Raw genomic sequence first — 18,782 nt, 5'->3', positions numbered from 1 at the left:
AGCTCCAGATTAGAGTAAGTTCCTGTTGGGAACTCACTATAGCTGGGGGTGTGGCATGTACTGGCGACGGATCGCGGAACTGCCGGGCTGGCTCAAGGCGGTGATGGTCGGCCAGTTGGTGAGCTCGGCGGGGGCGCTGGCCTGGATCTATCTGACGCTCTACCTGGTCGAGGATCGCGGGATGTCCGCGCAGCAGGCCGGCTTCGCGGCGGCGGCGTACGGCGTCGGTCTGCTTGGCGGAAATCTGGGTGGCGGCTGGTTCGGCGACCGCTTCGGATTGCGAAGCGCAGCTGTGGCCAGTCAGGTCTTGTGGGCTGTCAGTTGTACGGCGATGCCTCTCGTCCCGACTGCGGGCCTCGCCGTGGTTGCTGTGCTCGCCGGGCTGTTCGGGGGAGCGAGCCGGCCCAATCTCAGTGCGCTGGTCGCGACCGCGCTGCCCGACGAGCGTCGGCGGGAGGGCATCGCTCTCTCGCGTACGGCGAGCAACGCGGGCTTCACCATCGGACCGCCGTTGGGTGGACTGCTGGCGGCGTACGACTTCTCGCTGGTCTTCGTGCTGGATGCGGTGAGCAGTCTGGTGCTGGCCGTGATCGTGTGGCGGTTCGTGCCAGGTGGGCGACGTACGGCCGCGGTTGCTTCGTCCGGGATGTGGCGGGTGCTGCTGCAGGACCGGGCGGTGTTGGTGCTGTTGGCAACGATCGTGGTGGTGGACACCGTGTACCGGCAGGTGTTCGCGACCATGCCGCTGCTGCTGCGGGACGCCGGCTCGCCTGCGGTGGCGTATGGGGTGCTGATCGGCCTGAGTTCGGTTGTGATCGTGTGCTGTGAGGCGCCGCTCGCCGTCCGGCTGCGCGGGCATCGGGCGTTGCGCGTGATCGCGGTCGGATTCGGGCTGGTGGGTGTGGGGCTGGCCGTGCTCGGGGTGTGGCCGGCGCCGGCCGGGGCGACGGTCGCGATCGTGGTGATCACGGCGGGGGAGATGCTTTACAAGCCGACCGCCACCGCTCATGTCGCCGACGCCGCGCCGGACGGGATGGTGGGCCGGTACTCGAGTCTGTACGCCGCCGCGTCGATCAGCGGGATGTTTCTCGCGCCGGCGCTCGGCGGGTCGGCGTACGAGCACGCGCCGGGGCTGCTCTTCCCCGTCGCGGCCGCGCTCGCGCTTGCGGCCGGCGCCGTACTAGTCCTGCTCGGGGAGCGGCGCGGGGCGGCTCTCCCAGCGGGTCGAGAGGACGACCGTCGTCCGGGTGCGGACCACGCCGTTGACGCGGCGCAGTGAGCCGACCACCGCTTCCAGCTGGGTGACGTCGGGCACCCGGACCTTCACGACGAGCTCCTGATCGCCGGCGACGAACCAGCAGTCCTCGACCGCGGCGATCTCGCGGACCTGGTCGACGATGTCGTCGGTCTCCACGTCGTCACGCTGGAACAGGCCGATCAGCGCGCTGGTGCCGAGCCCGACCTGCTCCGGAGCTACCACGGCGCGGTACCCGAGCAGCACGCCGCGTTCCTCGAGCCGGCGGACCCGTTCCTGGACGCTCGGGCCGGACAGGCCGACCACGCGGCCGAGCTCGGCCCAGCTGGAGCGGCCGTTCGCCCGGAGTGCCTCGAGCAGCTGGCGGTCGATTGCGTCCATCGGCGTGAACCTCCCCGTCCACCACAGATTCGTAGGTCTGCGGCCTGTTTTACCTTTAATTCGTTTGTCTACCCTGCGTGTGCGACGTAGAATATGTGGTGTCGGGATTCGTTCGTCCCACTACCGTCGTACCTACCCAGTGAAGGAATCATGATCACCCCCGAAGTTGCCCGTGCCCACATCGACGAGCTGCACCGCGTCGCCGCGGAGCGCCGTCGCGCCGCCGCCGTGCCGTCCGCCTGGCGCCGGCTGCTGACCCGTTACATCCGCCACAGCTGACCTCCTCTCGCGCGACCGGTGCCCCGCCCGGGTGCCCGGTCGCGCTCGTGTGTGCGATCACGAGATAGGCTCTGCGTCATGCAAACGCACCTCCTGCCGCTGCTCGCGGCCGTCGAAGAGGCCGCCCCCGAGGCTTCGCACATCTCGCCGTGGTGGTACGGCGGGTTCGCGCTGTTCGTGCTGGTCCTGCTGCTCGCCATCACGGTCATCATGGGCAAGGGCCGGCCGCACAGCTGAGCGGCTGACGCTGCGTGGATCTGATTGAGGGCTGACGTGGCTTCTGCGGAGCGGGTACGGCGCCTCGGGGTGATGGGCGGCACGTTCGACCCGATCCACCACGGGCACCTGGTCGCGGCCAGCGAGGTGCAGTCGTACTTCGACCTGGACGAGGTGATCTTCGTCCCGACCGGCCAGCCGTGGCAGAAGTCCGAGCGGAAGGTCTCACCCGCCGAGGACCGCTACCTGATGACGGTGATCGCCACCGCCTCGAACCCACGGTTCTCGGTCAGCCGGGTCGACATCGACCGGCCGGGACCGACGTACACGATCGACACCCTGCGCGACCTGTCCAAGCTGTACCCGGACGCCGAACTCTTCTTCATCACCGGCGCCGACGCGCTCGCCCAGATCCTGACCTGGCGCGACGTGGACGAGATGTTCAAACTGGCCCAGTTCGTCGGCTGCACCCGGCCGGGCACCGAAAGCCTCGAACTGCCGCTGGACAAGCTGCCGATGGACCGGATCACGCTGCTCGAGGTGCCGGCGCTGGCGATCTCGTCGACCGAGTGCCGGCAGCGGGTCGCGAAGGGGAACCCGACCTGGTACCTGGTGCCGGACGGGATCGTGCAGTACATCGCCAAGCGTGAGCTCTACACCAACCGTTAGAAGGAACCAGATGCCAGCCAGCGAACGTGCCATCGAGCTGCTCACCGCAGCGGCGGAGGCGGCCCACGACAAGAAGGCGGAGAACGTGCTCGCCTTCGACGTCTCCGAACAGCTCGCCATCACCGACGCCTTCCTGGTCGCGTCCGCCTCCAACGACCGCCAGGTCCGCGCCATCGTCGACGCCGTCGAGGAGAAGCTCCGGGTCGACTTCGACGCCAAGCCGGTCCGCCGCGAAGGCGCCCGAGAAGGCCGCTGGGTGCTGCTCGACTACCTCGAGATCGTCATCCACGTGCAGCACTCCGAGGAGCGCAGCTTCTACTCCCTCGAGCGACTCTGGCGCGACTGCCCCACGATCCCCCTGCCCTCGCCCGTTCCGGGACCCGCCGCCGAATGACCGCCGGTCGACTGATCGTCTGGCGCCACGGCCGGACCGAATGGAACCTGCAGGACAAGATCCAGGGCCAAGCCGACATCCCGCTCGACGATGTCGGCATCTCCCAGGCCCGCTCCGCCGCCGCGCGACTGGCCTCGCTCGCCCCGACCCGGCTCTTCGCCAGCGACCTCCAGCGCGCCGCCGCCACCGCCGGTGAGCTCGCCGCCCTGACCGGCCTCAAGATCGAGTACGACGAGGCGCTCCGCGAGATCGACGTCGACGACTGGGCCGGCATGACCATGGCCGAGCTCGCCGCCATCCACCCCGAAGCCGCCGCCCGCATCCGCGCCGGCGAACCCCAGCGCCGCGGCACCGCCGGCGAAACCGTCGAAGAGGTCGCGCTTCGCTTCTCCGAGGCCCTGGGCCGGATCGCCGCGCAGGGCTCCTCCGAGGACACCGTCGTCGTCGCCACCCACGGCCTCGCCGCCCGCGTCGGCATCTGCGTCTTCCTCGGCATCCCCCCAGCCCACTGGCCCGCCTTCGGCGGCCTCGCCAACTGCAACTGGGTCTCCCTCCTCCCCAGCCGCAACCACCGCTGGCGCATCGAGGAATGGAACGCCGGCTCCCTCCCCGAACCAGTAATGAGCGACGACCCCCAACGCTGAACGGACACCGCTGCGCGGCGGCTGTTCATTTGGCGCCCGCGGCGCTGCCGCGGACCGGTTTCCCGCGACCTGCGCCCGGCGAAGCAACTGGGGTTGGTGGTTCGGGGCCGAGCGGACACCGCTGCGCGGCGGCTGTTCGTCTGGCGCCTGCGGCGCTGTCGCGGACCGGTTTCCCGCGACCTGTGCCCGGCGGACCACTGGGGTTGGTGGTGGGGGCCGAGCGGGCACCGCTGCGCGGTGGCTGTTCTGTCGGCGCCCTGCGGCGCGGCCGCGAAACCGGCGACCCGTGAACTGTTGCTCGGCGGACGACTGCACACGCTGGTTGAAGCAGAGCGGACGCCGCTGCGCGGCGGCAGTTCCTTTGGCGCCTCCGGCGCTGCCGCCGGCTCGTGCTGGGCCAACTGTGCTCGGCGAAGCTCCCGCGCTGGTGGTGAAGGACACCCCTGCGAGGCGGCTGACTTCAGCCGGCTCCGACTGCGCGCAGGCTCGTTGTCCGCCATACGTTGCTGTAAGCGGTGTGGTTCGGAGTGCCGCAGTCGGCGGGAGGGCTGTGGATGGTGGGGCAGGTGTGGTCAACGACACGTCGCGGGGTGCTCCTCGCCTGCCGCTGGCGGCTGAGGTGGGCTGGCGTCCGCCGTACCCCAGCAGGGCTTGCACGCGTGCTGGGGAACGGTGACTAAAGGCAACATTGAGGCTTCCGCGGCCACCGTCGGAGGCTGCGCGCGCAGGGGGTTATCCGATTTTTCTTTGGAGCCACTCATCCGCTAAACTTCCGGAGTCGCAAGACACCGCGGGGCTTTGGCGCAGTTGGTAGCGCGCTTCCATGGCATGGAAGAGGTCAGGGGTTCGAATCCCCTAAGCTCCACCGCAGCTCAGAGGCCGGTTCCCTGTCGGGAGACCGGCCTCTTGCATGACCTGAGTGTCCAACTGTTTGCGGGCAGCAGGTCGTCCACCTCGGCCAGCACCGGCCGGAACTGGTGTCGGCCGTCGAACAGGAAGCTGTCGGCCACCGACCAATCGTCGTCCGGCACGTCCACAGTGGAAGACTCTAGGGTCGCTTCGGCGTTCTCCGGATCTGCCGCATTTCGAGCAGGCGAGGGTGTCAGCCAGTTTGACCACGCTGACCCCAACTGCTCCTGCCCATGGGCCCTGGGCAGCCCGTGGTTGCGACGGGAGCGGCATCGCCGGGGCGCGGTAGGTCGCCGTAGCAACTCCGTTGCCGTTGACACGGCCGTCCGGGCCCGGCACGATCGGTGCACGGCGTTGCCGACGCCCAGCCTCCTGAGGATCTGCCCCAGCCGGGCCCTCGAGAAGGCGAAGGGGATACTGCCCTCAAGGCTGCTGCCATCCAGGCCTGTTTCGAGTGCCGCTTCGCTGGGGGAATGGGGCACGTCGAGGAGGCTTGTCATGACGAAAGAGGGCAGTTTCAAGCGCGCAGTGCGGCAGCGGGCACAAGCGACTGGATTGCGGTACACCGAGGCGCGCGCCGCGCTGGAGAAGGGCCGTACGTCGCCGTTTGCTCGCACTCGCCCCGTCGAGTTCGCGGAACTGAGGGCGCACCTCGAGACGCGATACGGCATTGGCATCACTTCGATCGCGCCCATCGACGACGACCCCGAGACGCGGCCACGCGGGTCCTGGATCGGCCACTACCCCTGGACGCTGGTCGTCAAGCGAGAGGACGGCTCGCCTTGGATCGCTCGAGTCTTCTCGTCGGCAGCGGACACGGTCGGCCGCGTCGAGGGTGATGCGGAGATCCTGCGGTTCCTGGCCTTACACGGCTTCCCCGCCGAGCGGCCCGCGCATGACGATCCCGTGTCGGTGCTCGAGGGGAGCGGCGTCATCGTGACCGAGTACGTCGAGGGCGGACGCCCAACCCAGTCGCCGGCGGTACTCCACGAGCTGGCGAGCCTGCTCGGCCGCCTGCACAAACTGCCCGCGGCCGACGGTGCGCTCGCGCGGGACGGAGGGTCGGAGGAGCACGACGGCGCCTTCTTCGCGGGACGACCGAAGCAGGATCTCGCGGCGGCGATGAGCTTTCTGGTGAGCGTCGAGGACGCCGTCGCTCCCGAGGGTCGCGAGATGTTCGAGTGGCTCCGCGACAAGGTCGAGCACGCCGACGACGCGGAAGGCCTGCCCGAGGCGTTCACCCACGGGAACTACCACGCATGGGCGGCCGTCGGCAGGCCGGGCAACCTCGCCATCGTCGGCTGGGCAGGGTCCGGGCGCGGACCCCGCCTGCCCGCCCTCGCCTGGCTGCTGACGACCGCGGGGGAGGGCGAGGGGGAGGGCATCGACGCGGTCGCGCGTGGGTATCGCGAGCACATCCGGCTCACCAGCGAGGAGCTCGAGCGGCTGCCCGGCGTACTGGCCATGCGACCGCTGTGGCTGGCGTGCCTCGACTACCGGGAGGCGGCGCGCAGCGGGTCCACCCCGAGGATGGACGAGGGGTGGATCGGCTGGCTCGCGCGCCCCGAGCACGCCGAACGACTAGCTGCCCGGGCGATCGCGTCGTTGCGGAACTGAGTCGCGCGCTGCTTGCGCTCTGGACAGCAAAGGATGCCGCTGTCTGCCAGCTGTTCCAAGCAGCGGCACCGTTCGATGGGTCCTACTCGCGCTAGCGTTCCCTCATGTCCAACGATGCGGTCCGGAGCTCCTTGCGGGACCTCATTCGGTTCTGAGGCCGTGATGCTGGCGCGAGCCCAACGTGCAACGAGTAGATGCGGCGATCCCGGCCTGAACTTGAAGTTCCAGAGAGGGGTAGGAGTGATGGGCGATGCACTTCAGACGCCGGGGTTGACTGTCCAGCAGCGCCCGGCGAAGGGGATGGCTGCGCGGTTGGAAGGGATTCTTGTGGTGGACGAGGCTGCACACTGCCTGGTGGTCCACACAGCTGGACGTCACATCGATGTGGCCTGGCCGCCGGGATTCTCGGCAGCCGTGCGCGACGGATCGATCGTGCTGATCGACACCTCCGGACAGACGATCGCCAAGCTGGGCGACACGGTCGTATTGGGCGGCGGCTACGTTCCACCATCGGCTGCGCATGCAACCTCCTGCACAGGCAGCGAGAGGGTATTCGCAGCTTCTTCGATAGGTCTGCTTTCGCTGTGACACGCCCGTTGGTAGCCCGTGACGGTCACTGGACCGCCTGCCGTCCCGGGGAGGATCTTGGGAGCGAACCAGGCGCGACGAAGGTCTTGCAGTAGGCCCAAATCGCAACGACCAGGAATGCGAATTCCCTTGTAGACAAGGAAATGAGCGTTCAGTTGGGATTCGTCGACTTGATCAGCGGAGCAGGTCCTCGCGTTGTGAGCTGCGGGTGGCGGCGGGCAGGCGCCACATGGTGTAGGCGTCGGCCATGAGTTGGGCGGCCCGCCGGGGTGGATACGCGGCCGAATCCCGTGCCGAAACCAGGCGCGGCAAGTCTCTTCATCGTGCCGGCCGCTGGGTGGCTGCCGATGGCCAGTAGGCCGGCCCAGAAGGCGTTGTGCACGGCGATGTCCAGCTCGCCTGACAGCGGCATCGGTACGCGCATGGTCGGTGCATAGACAAGCCAACGGCAGGGTTCGCCGCCAGTGGGAACCACGCTCGCCGCCCCGACCGGTAGGTAGCCGTGGTACTCGTCAGCAATCGCCGCCCAGACCGACCGCTGAACTCCGGGCCAGTATCCGGCGAGTGCTCGATCGACGCCGCCGTCCATCTGCCCATAGCGAGGATCAGGTGGGGCGGCGTCACGCCGGCTTCCCGCGGAGGGAGCCGCAGCTGGCTTGGCTCGATGATGTGGCTGGACGCGCGCCCAGGTTCTGGCTCGTGTACACGACCCCGATGCGTACCTCCTGAATCATGTGCCGACGTTATGACACGAGCGGGGGCGCGGCCCGTCTCCCAGGACGTCGGGGACCTGCTGTTCGGGCGAATAGAGTTGGGGCAGCTTGGCTTGGCTGTTGGGACCGCTGAAGGGGGATCGTCATGGAGGACGACACCGCGCTGATCGTCGCGGCGGTTCATGACTACTTCGAGGGGTGGTTCGACGGGGATGTCTCGCGGATGGAGCGGGCGCTTCACCGGGATCTCGTCAAGCGGTCGCCGGGGCAGGATCAGGCGGCCACGCTCTCGTTCGTGACGGCTGAGCAGATGATCGCCTGGACGGGAGAGGGTGAGGGTGTGCAGGTTGCCAGTGGACTGGCTGATCGCGCGATCGAGGTCGTCGTGCTCGACGTGAAGGGCGACATCGCTTCGGTGCTTGTCCGGTCTGAGCCGTACCACGAGTACCTTCACCTGGTCCGCACTCGCGAGGGCTGGAAGATCGCCAACGCGCTCTGGTGCGCGCCCTGATGGACGAGCTGATTCTGGTTCAGATGTCCGGGGTGCCGGGTGCTGGGAAGTCGACGATTGCTCGTGCTCTCGCGCGTAGCAGGCAGTTCGCGGTTCTTGATGTCGACGTGGTCAAGACTGCTTTGCTGGACGCCGGGATCGGCTACGCGGAGGTCGGCCCGCCGAGCTATCGGACCACCCTGGCTCTTGCCGATGATCTGCTCGGCACGTCCTGCTCGGTGATCATCGACAGTCCCTGCCAGTACGACGAGCTGCTCGAGAGCGGCCAGCGTCTGGCCGAGCGGCATCAGGCCGCGTACCGGTACGTCGAATGCTTCGCCGACGACCTTCCGCTGCTGGATCGGCGGCTCCGGGTACGGCCGCCCATGCGCAGCCAGCGGCCGTCCGTCGGTAGGCCGCCGGTCGATGCACCCGATCAGGGCGACGACGGCACTCTCGGTTTCCGGGAGTGGATCAACCGGGCCAAGCGCCCGGAGGCGGGCTACCTGCGTCTGGATACCTCACGGCCGGTCGAGGTTTGCGTCGAGGAAGCGATCACCTTCCTCGACGGCGGCCGCGCCTGACGCCGAACCTCCGCATGCCAAAGGTGCGACGATGGGCGGATTCGGTGAGAGATTTCTCCCGAGGCCTGTCGATCCGTGGGCCGCTCGTTCGACCTGTGGGTGCGAGTGCGAGGGCCGAGAGGCGGCCCCGCCGGACGAGGAGAGCGCGATGCCGAAGTACATGCTGATCATGCGGGGGACCGATGAGTCGAACGCGGCCTTGATGGCCGGGTTCGAGGAGTTGGCGGCCTCGACGTACCGCTACATCGAGGAGCTGGTGAAGGCCGGCGTGTTCGTCGCGGCCGAAGGGCTGGACGATGCGCGCGAGGGCGTCGTGGTCGACTTCAGCGGCGAGGCGCCGGTGGTCACGGACGGGCCGTACGGCGAGACCAAGGAACTGTTCGGCGGCTACTTCCTGCTCGACGTCGCCTCGAAGCAGGAGGCGGTCGAGTGGGCCAAGCGGGTCCCGTCGGTCACCGGGGCCAAGATCGAGGTACGGCGGGTCGCCGGGGAGGACGAGATGCCGCAGGGCATCGAGAGGGCCGCCGAGGAACGGGCCGGGAGCGAGAGCCGGACCTGATGGATGCGGCCGACGTCGAAGCTGTCTGGCGGATCGAGTCGGCGCGGATCGTCGCCACGCTGACCCGGTTCACCGGCGACTTCGGGCTGGCCGAGGACGCCGCCCAGGAGGCGGTGGCCGAGGCGCTGGTGTCGTGGCCGGTCACCCCGCCGGCCAGTCCGGCCGGCTGGCTGATGGCCACGGCCCGGCGCCGGGCGATCGACGCGATCCGCCGCCGGGCCGCCCTGCACGACCGGCACGCCCTGCTCGCGCCCGACCCGGTGGTTGACGAGGACATCGACCCCGACCGGATCGACGACGACATCCTGGCGCTGATGTTCGTCAGCTGCCACCCGGTGCTCTCACCCGAGGCCCGGGTGGCGCTGACCCTGCGCGTGGTCGCCGGCCTGTCCACCGAGCAGATCGCCCGCGCGTTCCTGGTGCCCGTGCCGACCGTGCAGGCCCGCATCACCCGGGCGAAGAAGACGATCGCGGCGGCCGGGGTGCCGTTCGAGCTGCCGCCGGCCGATGAGCGCCGGGAACGGCTGGGCGGCGTACTCAGCGTCGTCTACGTCATCTTCACCGAGGGATCGACGGCCACGTCGGGCGATCGGCTGGTACGCCCCGGCGTCGCGTACGAGGCGATCCGGCTGGCCCGCACGCTGGCCGCGCTGCAGCCGGACGAGCCGGAGGTGCACGGCTTGCTCGCGCTGTGCGAGCTGACGGCCGCGCGCTTCCCGGCCCGGACAGGTCCGGACGGCTCGCCGATCCTGCTGGAGGATCAGGACCGGCGGCGGTGGGACTTCTCGGCGGTCCATCGTGGGCTGGCCGCCCTGACCAAGGCGTCGGCTCGCGGGCTCGGCCCCTACGGACTGCAGGCTGCGATCGCCGCCACCCACGCGACGGCGGCATCGGTGGAGGACACCGACTGGGACCGGATCGTGGTGCTCTACGAGGCGCTCGGCCGGGTCGCGCCCTCGCCGGTGGTCGAGCTCAACCGGGCCGTCGCAGTGGCCATGGCCTCGGGTCCGGCGGACGCCCTGGCCATGGTGGACGAGCTGATCGCTTCGGACCGGCTCCCCGGTTCGCACCTGGTTCCGACCGTACGCGGTGAGCTGCTGACCCGCCTCGGTCGGCTGCAGGAGGCACGCGCCGAGCTGGAGCTCGCGGCCCGCCTGTGCGCCAACGAGCGCGAACGCTCAGTCCTGCTCCGCAAGGCCGCCGCGCTGGGCTGACTTACATCTGGGATCGCAGTACGTCGAACTCGGCGCCTGGCGTGTTGGGGTCGAAACCATGCTCGATCAGCCAGCGGGACGCGCGCAGGCTGCGCAACGACCACCACGCGCGGATCACGTCCAGGTCGACGGCGTCGGTGCCGTACCCGGCGACGACGTCGGCCAGGTGCTCCTCGTGCCCGAGCGTCAGGCTGGCGAGGTCGTTCATCGCGTCGCCCTGGCTCGCCTCGGTCCAGTCGATCACGCCGGTGACCTTGTCACCGTCGACGAAGACGTGGGTGATCTGCAGGTCCCCGTGCGTGAACACCGGTTTCCACTGCCGGAGCGCGGCCTGCGCGACCTGGCGGTTGCGCGTGACCAAGTCGGTGGGGAGTACGCCGTTCGTGATCAGCCACTCGCACTCGCCGTCAAGGTGCGCTGCGATCTCGTCGACGCTCCGACCGGGCCATGGCGGCAGCGGCGCGTCGTGCAGCATCCGTACGGCGGCGCCCGCCGCGGCCCACGCCGCCGGCGACGCGGTCGACGGCTCGCCGAGGCGACCGAGCGCCGTCCCGGGGAGAGCCGCGAGCGCGAGCACGGGCGGCTTGCGCCACAGAACCTCCGGAGTCGGGATCGGCGCCAAGGCCATCGCCTCGGCCTCGACGTCGCTGCGCGTCTGATCACCGTCGATCTTCAGGAACACGTCACCGACGCGCAGCGTCGCGCAGTCCTGATGCGCGACGACAACCTCGACCCCTTCCACGCCCGCCATTGTCGCGAGGACAACCCACCGGCGTCACCAGAATTATCGCCTGCGACTGCGCGGTGTGACCGCGTCCCACGGTGGATCGACGGATAGTGGAACTTGTGCCGGGCGGCTGTCGGAATTGGTGGGTGGCGTTCGTTGCAGGGTGAGGGCGGCTGGTTGGAGGCTGCCCAAGACGAGGAGTGATGCGATGCCGAAGTACCTGATCTCGTTCGAGAAGGGCGCGATGGACCACATCCCGGAGGAGGATCTCCCGGAGGTGGGCAAGGCCGCTCGTGCGGTCGTCCACGAGGCCAAGGACGCCGGGGTGTACGTGTTCGCCGGCGGGCTGCGGTACGACGACGGCGACGCCGATCCCGCCGTGGTCGCTGTCGACGGGATGATCACCGACGGCCCGTACCCGGAGAGCAAGGAACTCATCGGCGGCGTCCTGGTCGTCGACGTACCCACCCGCGAGGAAGCGCTGGTCTGGGGCGCCAAGATCGCGGTCGCCTGCCGCTGCGCCCAAGACGTCCGCAAATTCATGGACGACCCGGACGCCTGACCGAAGCAGCCGAGGCGCCCATTCCCTTGTCAGCAAGGGAGTGGGCGCCATCGGTCAAGCCGGGGCGTAGCGAGGACGGCCCGCGGGTTGGTAGGTCTGGACGGTGATGCCCTGGGGAGTGGGGTGGGAGTCGACGAGGGTCAGGGCTGTGTCGGGGCCGGTCGTGGGGAAGAGGTGGGTGCCTTGGCCTACTACGACGGGGTAGGTGAGGAGGGTCAGCTCGTCGACCAGGTCGTGGGCGAGGAGCCAGCGGATGAGGTTGGCGCTGCCGTGGACTTGGAGCTCGCCGTCGGGGGCGGCTTTCAGGTTGCGGATGGCGGTGGCGTCTGGAAGGACGCTTGTGCCGGACCATCGCGGGTTGGTGAGGGTGGTCGAGGCGACGTACTTGGGGCGCGAGTTCAGCGCCGAGCCGATCGGGCTGGTGCTCGGGTCGTCCATCACGCCCCAGGAGTCGGCGAAGATCTCGTAGGTGCGGCGGCCGAACAGGAACGCGTCGGCGCGCTGGTAGACCTCGCCGAGGTACGCCTCGGCCTCGCCCTCGAACAGCGGCAAGGCCCAGCCGCCGCGCTCGAACCCGCCTCGGCGGTCCTCGTTCGGCCCGCCGAGGCCCTGGATCACACCATCGACAGAGATGTTCGTGACGGTCGTCAGCTTCATGGTCGTAGTTCCTTTCGAGTTGAACCTGTCAACTCTGCTACGAATCCGAGTACCCCGATCCGACAGCAGGCTCAGGCGCTGCGGACGATGATGTCGCCGCCGTGGCTGCGGGCGCGGAGCTTGACCGTGCGGTTGGACTGTTCAGCCGTCTTGACGTAGTCGAACACCCGCCCGGCCGTGGTGCGCGCGTCCAGCTGGACGGCGGTGCCCTGGGGGACGGTGACCTCGACCTCGCCGGTGGCGGTGTACAGGTCGACGACACCGCTGCTGACCTCGCCGACGCGGACGTCGCCGATGGCGGTCCGGGCGTCGACCGCGGACCGCGCCACGTCGACGGTGATGTCGCCGTTGGCCGAGCTCACCCGCAGCTCGCCGGCCACCTCGCCGACCCAGCTGTCCCCGCCGATGTTCTTCAGTACGGCGCCACCGTCGACCCGGCGGATCCGGATCTCCCGGTTCCCGCGGACCTCGGCCTCGCCCCGCACGTGGTCGACGAGCACGCGGCCGCCGCTGGTCTTGAGCTCCACGCTGCCGGCCTGCTCGACCCGGATGTCCCCGGAGGGCGTCTTCAGCCGGCACGAGCCGACCACGCCCTCGACGACGTAGTCGCCCTTCGCGGTGTCAGCGTGTACGTCGGACCCGGCCGGCAGCTTCACGAGCACGTCCACGGACCCGTACTTCTTGGACAGCACAGTGCGCAGCTTGGGGTGCTTGACCGAGAGCTTGCCGTCGGCGAACCCGATGACGACCTGCTCGGCCGCTTTGACGTCCAGCTCCCAGGACGGGTCGACGGGGCGCACCTCGACCACGGTGTCGGCGCGGTCGCCGGCGATGAACCGGATGTCCCCGAAGACGATGTCGACCGTCGCGGAGATCGGGGCGGGGGTGTCGAATGTCGGCATGGCAGTACCTTCCTGAGGCGTCGGGTGGATGTCGTCCACGGCAACCACGGTCGCCCGCCGTACTGACACCGCCCAGCCACTGCCCTGACGCGGCCCCCGCCGTGTCAGACCCCGTGTCAGGACGGTGTCAGCGGGGTGTCTGGCCGGCCGATGACAGTACTCCCATGACAAGTTCAGCGATCACGGCCTCCGGTCTCCGGAAGGCTTACCAAGACAAAGTCGTGCTCGACGGCATCGACCTGGACGTCCCCGCGGGGACGATCTTCTCCCTGCTCGGCCCGAACGGCGCCGGCAAGACCACCACCGTGAACGTGCTGACCACGCTGCTGAAGGCCGACGCCGGGGCGGTCCGGGTGGCCGGGCACGACGTCGCGACCGAGGCCAAGGCGGTCCGCGCGGCGATCGGGGTCACCGGCCAGTTCGCGGCGGTGGACGAGCTGCTGACCGGGCAGGAGAACCTGCAGCTGATGGTCGACCTCAGCCCGGTGCCGGCCAAGGACGGCAAGCGGATCGTCGCCGAGCTGCTGGAGCGCTTCGAGCTGGTCGAGTCGGCCCAGAAGCCCGCGTCGACGTATTCCGGCGGTATGCGCCGCAAGCTCGACCTGGCGATGACCCTGGTCGGCAGCCCCCGGATCATCTTCCTGGACGAGCCGACGACGGGTCTGGACCCGCGCAGCCGGCGCACGATGTGGACCATCATCCGCGAGCTGGTGGCCGACGGCGTCACCATCTTCCTCACCACGCAGTACCTGGACGAGGCCGATCAGCTGGCCGACAAGGTCGCGGTCCTCGACCAGGGCCGGATCGTTGCCCAGGGCACCCCGGACGAGCTCAAGCGGCAGATCCCCGGGACCCACGTCCGGTTCCGGTTCAGCACGGCCGAAGAGCTCGACAAGGCCGCGGTGATCTTCGCCGACTCCACCCGCGACGACGACGCGCTGACCCTGCGGGTCCCCAGCGACGGCGGGACGAAGTCGGTGCGGGGGCTGCTCGACCGGCTCGACGAGTACTCGCTCAGCGCCGAAGAGTTCTCCGTCCACACTCCTGATCTCGATGACGTCTTCCTCGCCCTGACGGGCCACACCACGGAGGTTGTAGCGAAGTGAAGTCCAAGTCGACGGTGATGTTGCGCCGCAACCTCAAGCACATCGCCCGGAACCCGACCACGGTGTTCAACGCGGTCCTGATGCCGATCGTGGTCATGCTGATGTTCGTGTACGTGTTCGGTGACGCGTTCAGCGTCGGTGTCGACTACGTCGACTACGCGACGCCGGGCCTGCTCCTGCTGGCCGTCTGCTACGGGCTGGGATCCGTGGCGGTGTCGGTGAACTCCGACGCCACCAAGGGCATCATCAACCGGTTCAAGGTGATGGACGTCCCGCGTAGCGCGGTGCTGACCGGCCATGTGGTCGCCAGCGTGCTGACCAACCTGCTCGCGGTCGCGGCCCTGATCGGAGTCGCCTTCCTGCTCGGATTCAGCCCGTCGGCGAGCTTCGTCGACTGGCTCGGCGTGATCGGTCTCGTCGTACTGCTCAGCTTCGCGGCCGGCTGGCTCACGATCGCGATGGGGCTGTCGGCGAAGTCGCCGGAGACGGCGGGTCTGGCCTCGCTGCCGCTGGTCATGCTCCCGTTCTTCAGCAGCGCGATCTCACCGACCGACAAGATGGGCCCGGGCGTCCGGCAGTTCGCGGAGTACCAGCCCTTCACGCCGATCATCGAGACCCTGCGCGGGCTGCTGAACGGCGCGCCGGCTGCCGGTGACGTGATCCCCGCCCTCGCGTGGTGTGTCGGCATCGCGCTGGTCGGCTACCTGTGGGCGAACTCCACGTTCACGAAGCGAGCGTGATCTCCGCCAGCTCCGGCCAGCTCGCCCGTGTCCCTTCCTGCGTCGCCTCGGTGAACCCCACGTCACCGAGGCGACGTCGCGTTGCCTCCTCGATCCGGGTGGCGTCCGGATGGGACCGATCGGGCAGGCCGCGGACGCCGGCGCTCGCCGCGAGCAGCCGCGCGGCCTGCTCGTACTGTTCGGTGCGCAGCGCCAGGTCCGCGATCCCGACGAGCACCATGGCGATCCCGCCCGGGTGCCCCGCCTCGGACGCCGCCTGGAACGCCGCGACGCGGTGTTCGCGGGACTCGGCCAGATCCTCGGCAAGGTAGCCGAGCAGGTCGTGCCGCATCGCGCGGAGGTTGGGCCGCTCGGCCTCGTTGCCCAGCAAGGCTGTCGCGACCGCGAGTTGGCGGCGGGCCTGCTCGGCGTCGCCACTCCAGCGCGCGAGCTCTGCCTTGCACAACGCCAGCTCGATCAGCGCTTCCGGCCAGGCGACCCGCTCGGCGCAGCGCTGTGCCTCCGCTATCGCGGCCGCGCTCGCCGCCTGGTCACCCAGCAGCCAGTACAGCTGGGCCTGCCGTGACCTCATCCGTACGACGTCCTCGAGCGCGCCGGCCTCGGTGACGACCTTGATCGCCTGGTCGTAGTACTCGCACGCGGCCGCGAACTCACCGCGTACGGCGATGCGGTCTGCGAGCTCGGTCAGGGCGAACGACATCCCCCACCGCTCGCCGAGCGCACGGAACTCGGCGAATGCCTCCTCGAGGTAGATGTCCGCCTGCCGCTCGCCGGAGCCGAGCACGACCCGCATCTTGCCGAGCTGTAACCGGGCCAGTGCCCGGACCCACGGGTCCTCGTCGTCGAGCAGCGGCTCGAACGCGCTCAGAAAGGAGTCCGGCCCTTCCAACAGGCGTTCGAGCGGGGCGGACATGCGCACCGCCGGGTGCGAGCTCCTGACCCGCTGGCTGAGGGCGTGAGCCTTGCGGATCCACTCCTCGGCCTGGAACTGGTCACGCCCGCGCCCGGAGGTCATGAACCCCGTGATGAACGCGTACACCAGAGCCTGGACTTCTTCGGGCACCTCGCCGGGTACGGCGGTGGCCGCCATGAGCAGCTCGTTGCCCTCCACCTTGTGCCCGCCGAGCCACCAGTACCAGCCGGACCACGCGGCGAGCCCCATCGCCCCGGCCGCATCGCCCGCCGCGAGCGCAGCGCGCATCGCAGCCGCGATGTTGTCGTGCTCGATCTCGAGCGCCGCAAGCCATTCCAGCTGCTCGGCGCGGCGCAGGTGCGGCTCCGCCGTCTTCGCGAACTCGGTGAAGTAGGCCAAATGCGTACGGCGGGTCAGCTCCGTCTCACCCGCTTCCTCGAGGCGCTGCTCGGCGTACTCCTTGATCGTGCCGAGCATCCGGTAGCGCGGCGCACCCTCGCCCACGGTGACCACCAGCGACTTCTCGGTCAACGCGGTAAGGAACTCCAGCACCTCCCACGACTCGACCGCGCCACCCGCGCAGACCTGCTCGGCCGCCTCCAGGCTCGCGCCGCCGGCGAACACCGACAGCCGGCGCAGGACCATCCGCTCGGCGTCGCTGAGCAACTCCCAGCTCCAGTCGACCACTGCGCGCAGCGTGCGGTGGCGCGGCAACGCCGTACGGCTGCCGCCGGTCAGCAACCGGAACCGGTCGTCGAGCCGATGGGCGAGCTGATCGAGGGACATGGTGCGCAACCGCGCCGCGGCGAGCTCGATCGCCAGCGGCATCCCGTCCAGCGCCCGGCAGATGCGCGCCATGGTCGCCATCGTCGCGGCGTCGGTCGAGAGGTCGTTGCGCACTGCGGCGGCTCGGTCCTGCAGTAGCCGGACCGCCGGGGAATCGCCGGGGTCCGCGCCTTCCGCGGGCAGGACCAGCGGCGCGACCGGCCAGAGGGCCTCGCCGATGATGCCGAGGGGCTCCCGGCTCGTCGCGAGGATCCGCAGCCGCCGGCACTCGCCGAGCACCCGGTGGGCGAACTCCGCCGCCGACTCGACCACGTGCTCGCAGTTGTCCAGGACCAGCAGCATCTCCCGCTCGCGGACCGCGGCGATGAACCGATCCGCCGGCTCCGCGTCCGGGGCCTCGCCGACCAGCGCGTCGCGCAGCCTGAGCGCGTCGAGCGCCGCCTGCGCCACGTCACCCTCGGCGCCGATCGCCGCGAGCTCGACCAGCCAGACCCCGTCGGGCAGATCGCCGAGCAGCCGGCGCGCGGTCTCGGTGGCCATCCTGGTCTTGCCCGAACCTCCCGGCCCGATCAGGGTGGTGAGCCGGTGCTCGGACATGAGGTCGCGGACCGCGGCGACGTCGCTCTCCTTGCCGATGTAGGAGGTCAGCTCCTCACGGAGGTTGGTCTGCCGCTTCTCCTCCCGCCGGACCAGCTCGCCCCGCAACAACGCGACGTGCAGTGCGGACAGCTCCGGTGAGGGGTCGACTCCCAGCTCGTCGGCCAGGGTTTCCCTCGTACGCTCGAATACCATCAGCGCCTCGGTGTCCCGGCCGCTCGCGACGAGGGCACGCATCACCGCGGCGACGAGCCGCTCCCGGACAGGGTGTGCGGCGACCAGATCGGTGAGTTCCGTGACCAGCTCTGCGCCGTGGCCGAGGCTGACTTCGGCGTCGTACCGGTCCTCCATGGCGGCGAGGCGGAGCCGTTCGAGCCGGGTGACCGCCGCGTCGAACGCCGCGCTCTCCTCGAGACCGACGTCCTGCAGGGCCGCGCCGCGCCACAAGGCGAGCGCCTCGCGCAGCCGCCGTACCCCTTGGGAGTCCTCGTCGTTGCGGGCCTGGGCGACCAGGCGCTCGAACCGCACCGCGTCGACGGCGTCGGGCTCGACCTTCAGCCGGTAGCCGTCGGGCAGGCCCTCGACCGCACCCGGCGGGAGCACCTTCCGCAGCCGGGAAACCAGGCGTTGCAGGGCATTCGCCGCGTCGGAGGGCGGCTGTTCGCCCCAGATCCAGTCGACGAGCGTCGCCTTCGGGACGACCCGGCCCGGCTCGAGCGCGAGGGCGGCCAGCAGCCCACGGAGCCGCGCGCCCGGCACGTCGGCGAGAACGCCGTCGTCCGTGCGAAGCTCGAACGATCCAAGCATCCCGATCTGCACGCGGCTGATTGTGCCATCAGGGCCGGCGCACCCGGCACGGCACGTGGACCGGCCACGCCGAGCTCGCGGGCTCGGCGTGCCGGGGATCTGCGTCACTTGCAGAAGGCCGCCGTCAGGAGCTTGGTGAGCGCGGGCGGGAAGTCCGTCAGCACGTCGATGTCGGCGTCCCCGGTGGTCACGCCGGCGGTCAGGGTCCGGCTGCCGTCGGCGTTGCTGTACATCAGCGCGCCGTACCCGGCGGGCGGGCTGCCGTTGTGCTGGTAGACGATGCCGCCGCAGTCCGGTCCCAGGTCCTGCACCCACAACCCGAAGCCGTAACCGTACGGTCCGTACGGCGTGCGCATCTCGGTCAGCAGCGGCTCCGGCACGAGCTTGCCGCGCATCAGCGCGCTGATGAACGTCTGCAGCCCGCGCGGTCGCGCTGCGCAAGAGCGCGTTCAAGGAGGCCGGCCTGGACCCGG

The 18,782-nt window shown here is 69.7% G+C and carries 22 protein-coding genes and 1 tRNA gene; 16 read left to right on the top strand and 7 right to left on the bottom strand.

The window, feature by feature from the left end; genetic code table 11:
* The first annotated feature begins 55 nt into the window (after positions 1-55).
* Positions 56-1,279 carry an MFS transporter gene (locus ACWCOV_RS23955; protein ID WP_449831524.1) on the top strand — a complete coding sequence of 408 codons (1,224 nt, stop codon included), beginning with the start codon at positions 56-58 and terminating at the stop codon, positions 1,277-1,279.
* On the opposite strand, the gene ACWCOV_RS23950 is transcribed toward ACWCOV_RS23955, so the two are convergent.
* The gene (locus ACWCOV_RS23950) at positions 1,181-1,636 is read right to left on the bottom strand and encodes an Lrp/AsnC family transcriptional regulator (RefSeq protein WP_449831523.1); all 456 of its coding nucleotides are present in this window, start codon (positions 1,634-1,636) and stop codon (positions 1,181-1,183) included. The two genes, ACWCOV_RS23955 and ACWCOV_RS23950, sit on opposite strands and share 99 nt — an antisense overlap.
* Before the next feature lie 150 nt (positions 1,637-1,786).
* Between ACWCOV_RS23950 and ACWCOV_RS23945 the strand changes: the two genes are divergently transcribed.
* The 6 genes from ACWCOV_RS23945 (at position 1,787) to ACWCOV_RS23920 (ending at position 4,703) form a co-directional block, all read left to right on the top strand.
* Positions 1,787-1,915 (top strand): hypothetical protein, encoded by a 129-nt coding sequence (locus ACWCOV_RS23945; RefSeq protein WP_449831522.1) that lies wholly within the window; start codon positions 1,787-1,789, stop codon positions 1,913-1,915.
* 78 nt (positions 1,916-1,993) lie between these two features.
* Positions 1,994-2,152 carry a hypothetical protein gene (locus tag ACWCOV_RS23940; protein ID WP_449831521.1) on the top strand — a complete coding sequence of 53 codons (159 nt, stop codon included), beginning with the start codon at positions 1,994-1,996 and terminating at the stop codon, positions 2,150-2,152.
* 36 nt (positions 2,153-2,188) lie between these two features.
* Complete coding sequence (gene nadD / locus ACWCOV_RS23935) at positions 2,189-2,800, top strand: nicotinate-nucleotide adenylyltransferase (protein ID WP_360470748.1); 612 nt, start codon at positions 2,189-2,191, stop codon at positions 2,798-2,800.
* A 10-nt stretch (positions 2,801-2,810) separates the two neighbouring features.
* Positions 2,811-3,194, top strand: a complete 384-nt coding sequence (gene rsfS, locus ACWCOV_RS23930) for a ribosome silencing factor (protein ID WP_360519468.1) — start codon at positions 2,811-2,813, stop codon at positions 3,192-3,194.
* Positions 3,191-3,838 (top strand): histidine phosphatase family protein, encoded by a 648-nt coding sequence (locus ACWCOV_RS23925; RefSeq protein ID WP_449831520.1) that lies wholly within the window; start codon positions 3,191-3,193, stop codon positions 3,836-3,838. Before rsfS ends, ACWCOV_RS23925 begins: the two co-directional genes overlap by 4 nt.
* 792 nt (positions 3,839-4,630) lie before the next feature.
* Positions 4,631-4,703, top strand: a tRNA-Ala gene (locus ACWCOV_RS23920).
* A 7-nt stretch (positions 4,704-4,710) separates the two neighbouring features.
* Here the strand turns inward: ACWCOV_RS23920 and ACWCOV_RS23915 are convergent.
* Positions 4,711-4,875: a hypothetical protein gene (locus ACWCOV_RS23915; protein WP_449831519.1), complete on the bottom strand. Its 165-nt coding sequence runs from the start codon at positions 4,873-4,875 to the stop codon at positions 4,711-4,713.
* A 370-nt stretch (positions 4,876-5,245) separates the two neighbouring features.
* Here ACWCOV_RS23915 and ACWCOV_RS23910 point away from each other — a divergent pair, with 370 nt between their 5' ends.
* The 6 genes from ACWCOV_RS23910 to ACWCOV_RS23885 all read left to right on the top strand — a co-directional run bounded on the left by ACWCOV_RS23910 (position 5,246) and on the right by ACWCOV_RS23885 (position 10,512).
* Entirely contained in the window at positions 5,246-6,364 is a 1,119-nt protein-coding gene (locus tag ACWCOV_RS23910; protein ID WP_449831518.1) for a phosphotransferase enzyme family protein, read from the top strand.
* Positions 6,365-6,607: 243 nt separating this feature from the next.
* Positions 6,608-6,952, top strand: coding sequence for a hypothetical protein (locus tag ACWCOV_RS23905; protein WP_449831517.1), 345 nt, complete (start codon positions 6,608-6,610; stop codon positions 6,950-6,952).
* 858 nt (positions 6,953-7,810) lie between these two features.
* Positions 7,811-8,176 carry a nuclear transport factor 2 family protein gene (locus ACWCOV_RS23900; protein WP_449831516.1) on the top strand — a complete coding sequence of 122 codons (366 nt, stop codon included), beginning with the start codon at positions 7,811-7,813 and terminating at the stop codon, positions 8,174-8,176.
* On the top strand, positions 8,176-8,739 hold the full coding sequence (locus ACWCOV_RS23895; protein WP_449831515.1) for an AAA family ATPase: 564 nt from the start codon (positions 8,176-8,178) through the stop codon (positions 8,737-8,739). Before ACWCOV_RS23900 ends, ACWCOV_RS23895 begins: the two co-directional genes overlap by 1 nt.
* A gap of 148 nt (positions 8,740-8,887) precedes the next feature.
* Positions 8,888-9,298, top strand: coding sequence for a YciI family protein (locus ACWCOV_RS23890; RefSeq protein WP_449831514.1), 411 nt, complete (start codon positions 8,888-8,890; stop codon positions 9,296-9,298).
* On the top strand, positions 9,298-10,512 hold the full coding sequence (locus ACWCOV_RS23885) for an RNA polymerase sigma factor (RefSeq protein WP_449831513.1): 1,215 nt from the start codon (positions 9,298-9,300) through the stop codon (positions 10,510-10,512). Before ACWCOV_RS23890 ends, ACWCOV_RS23885 begins: the two co-directional genes overlap by 1 nt.
* A gap of 1 nt (position 10,513) precedes the next feature.
* Here ACWCOV_RS23885 and ACWCOV_RS23880 read toward each other — a convergent pair whose 3' ends face one another.
* The gene (locus tag ACWCOV_RS23880; RefSeq protein ID WP_449831512.1) at positions 10,514-11,254 is read right to left on the bottom strand and encodes a phosphotransferase family protein; all 741 of its coding nucleotides are present in this window, start codon (positions 11,252-11,254) and stop codon (positions 10,514-10,516) included.
* A 193-nt stretch (positions 11,255-11,447) separates the two neighbouring features.
* Between ACWCOV_RS23880 and ACWCOV_RS23875 the strand changes: the two genes are divergently transcribed.
* The gene (locus ACWCOV_RS23875) at positions 11,448-11,801 is read left to right on the top strand and encodes a YciI family protein (protein ID WP_449831511.1); all 354 of its coding nucleotides are present in this window, start codon (positions 11,448-11,450) and stop codon (positions 11,799-11,801) included.
* A gap of 54 nt (positions 11,802-11,855) precedes the next feature.
* On the opposite strand, the gene ACWCOV_RS23870 is transcribed toward ACWCOV_RS23875, so the two are convergent.
* A complete protein-coding gene (locus ACWCOV_RS23870; RefSeq protein ID WP_449831510.1) occupies positions 11,856-12,458 on the bottom strand; it encodes a dihydrofolate reductase family protein in 603 nt (200 codons plus the stop codon).
* A 71-nt stretch (positions 12,459-12,529) separates the two neighbouring features.
* Entirely contained in the window at positions 12,530-13,360 is an 831-nt protein-coding gene (locus ACWCOV_RS23865; RefSeq protein WP_449831509.1) for a DUF4097 family beta strand repeat-containing protein, read from the bottom strand.
* 164 nt (positions 13,361-13,524) lie between these two features.
* On the opposite strand from ACWCOV_RS23865, the gene ACWCOV_RS23860 reads away from it, so the two are divergent.
* Together ACWCOV_RS23860 and ACWCOV_RS23855 are read left to right on the top strand one after the other, a co-directional pair.
* A complete protein-coding gene (locus ACWCOV_RS23860; RefSeq protein WP_449831508.1) occupies positions 13,525-14,466 on the top strand; it encodes an ATP-binding cassette domain-containing protein in 942 nt (313 codons plus the stop codon).
* Positions 14,463-15,206 carry an ABC transporter permease gene (locus ACWCOV_RS23855; RefSeq protein WP_449831507.1) on the top strand — a complete coding sequence of 248 codons (744 nt, stop codon included), beginning with the start codon at positions 14,463-14,465 and terminating at the stop codon, positions 15,204-15,206. The genes ACWCOV_RS23860 and ACWCOV_RS23855 overlap by 4 nt, the downstream gene beginning before the upstream one ends.
* On the opposite strand, the gene ACWCOV_RS23850 is transcribed toward ACWCOV_RS23855, so the two are convergent.
* Both ACWCOV_RS23850 and ACWCOV_RS23845 read right to left on the bottom strand, forming a co-directional pair.
* A complete protein-coding gene (locus ACWCOV_RS23850; RefSeq protein WP_449831506.1) occupies positions 15,190-18,321 on the bottom strand; it encodes a BTAD domain-containing putative transcriptional regulator in 3,132 nt (1,043 codons plus the stop codon). The genes ACWCOV_RS23855 and ACWCOV_RS23850 overlap by 17 nt on opposite strands.
* A gap of 92 nt (positions 18,322-18,413) precedes the next feature.
* The gene (locus ACWCOV_RS23845; protein ID WP_449831505.1) at positions 18,414-18,704 is read right to left on the bottom strand and encodes a hypothetical protein; all 291 of its coding nucleotides are present in this window, start codon (positions 18,702-18,704) and stop codon (positions 18,414-18,416) included.
* Positions 18,705-18,782: the final 78 nt, after the last annotated feature.

This window comes from Kribbella sp. NPDC002412 (assembly GCF_053592935.1).
Note: the sequence above shows the minus strand (reverse complement) of the source record. Positions and strands in the feature narration are given on the sequence as shown.

Bases quoted from the DNA above. Each gene is read 5' to 3' on its own strand.
- ACWCOV_RS23885 (WP_449831513.1), top strand. From the start codon at position 9,298: ATGGATGCGGCCGACGTCGAAGCTGTCTGGCGGATCGAGTCGGCGCGG.
- ACWCOV_RS23895 (WP_449831515.1), top strand. From the start codon at position 8,176: ATGGACGAGCTGATTCTGGTTCAGATGTCCGGGGTGCCGGGTGCTGGG.
- ACWCOV_RS23905 (WP_449831517.1), top strand. From the start codon at position 6,608: ATGGGCGATGCACTTCAGACGCCGGGGTTGACTGTCCAGCAGCGCCCG.
- ACWCOV_RS23925 (WP_449831520.1), top strand. From the start codon at position 3,191: ATGACCGCCGGTCGACTGATCGTCTGGCGCCACGGCCGGACCGAATGG.
- ACWCOV_RS23875 (WP_449831511.1), top strand. From the start codon at position 11,448: ATGCCGAAGTACCTGATCTCGTTCGAGAAGGGCGCGATGGACCACATC.
- ACWCOV_RS23870 (WP_449831510.1), bottom strand. From the start codon at position 12,458: ATGAAGCTGACGACCGTCACGAACATCTCTGTCGATGGTGTGATCCAG.
- ACWCOV_RS23865 (WP_449831509.1), bottom strand. From the start codon at position 13,360: ATGCCGACATTCGACACCCCCGCCCCGATCTCCGCGACGGTCGACATC.
- ACWCOV_RS23910 (WP_449831518.1), top strand. From the start codon at position 5,246: ATGACGAAAGAGGGCAGTTTCAAGCGCGCAGTGCGGCAGCGGGCACAA.
- ACWCOV_RS23845 (WP_449831505.1), bottom strand. From the start codon at position 18,704: ATGCGCGGCAAGCTCGTGCCGGAGCCGCTGCTGACCGAGATGCGCACG.
- ACWCOV_RS23955 (WP_449831524.1), top strand. From the start codon at position 56: ATGTACTGGCGACGGATCGCGGAACTGCCGGGCTGGCTCAAGGCGGTG.
- ACWCOV_RS23940 (WP_449831521.1), top strand. From the start codon at position 1,994: ATGCAAACGCACCTCCTGCCGCTGCTCGCGGCCGTCGAAGAGGCCGCC.
- ACWCOV_RS23950 (WP_449831523.1), bottom strand. From the start codon at position 1,636: ATGGACGCAATCGACCGCCAGCTGCTCGAGGCACTCCGGGCGAACGGC.
- ACWCOV_RS23890 (WP_449831514.1), top strand. From the start codon at position 8,888: ATGCCGAAGTACATGCTGATCATGCGGGGGACCGATGAGTCGAACGCG.
- ACWCOV_RS23900 (WP_449831516.1), top strand. From the start codon at position 7,811: ATGGAGGACGACACCGCGCTGATCGTCGCGGCGGTTCATGACTACTTC.
- rsfS (WP_360519468.1), top strand. From the start codon at position 2,811: ATGCCAGCCAGCGAACGTGCCATCGAGCTGCTCACCGCAGCGGCGGAG.
- ACWCOV_RS23945 (WP_449831522.1), top strand. From the start codon at position 1,787: ATGATCACCCCCGAAGTTGCCCGTGCCCACATCGACGAGCTGCACCGC.
- ACWCOV_RS23860 (WP_449831508.1), top strand. From the start codon at position 13,525: ATGACAAGTTCAGCGATCACGGCCTCCGGTCTCCGGAAGGCTTACCAA.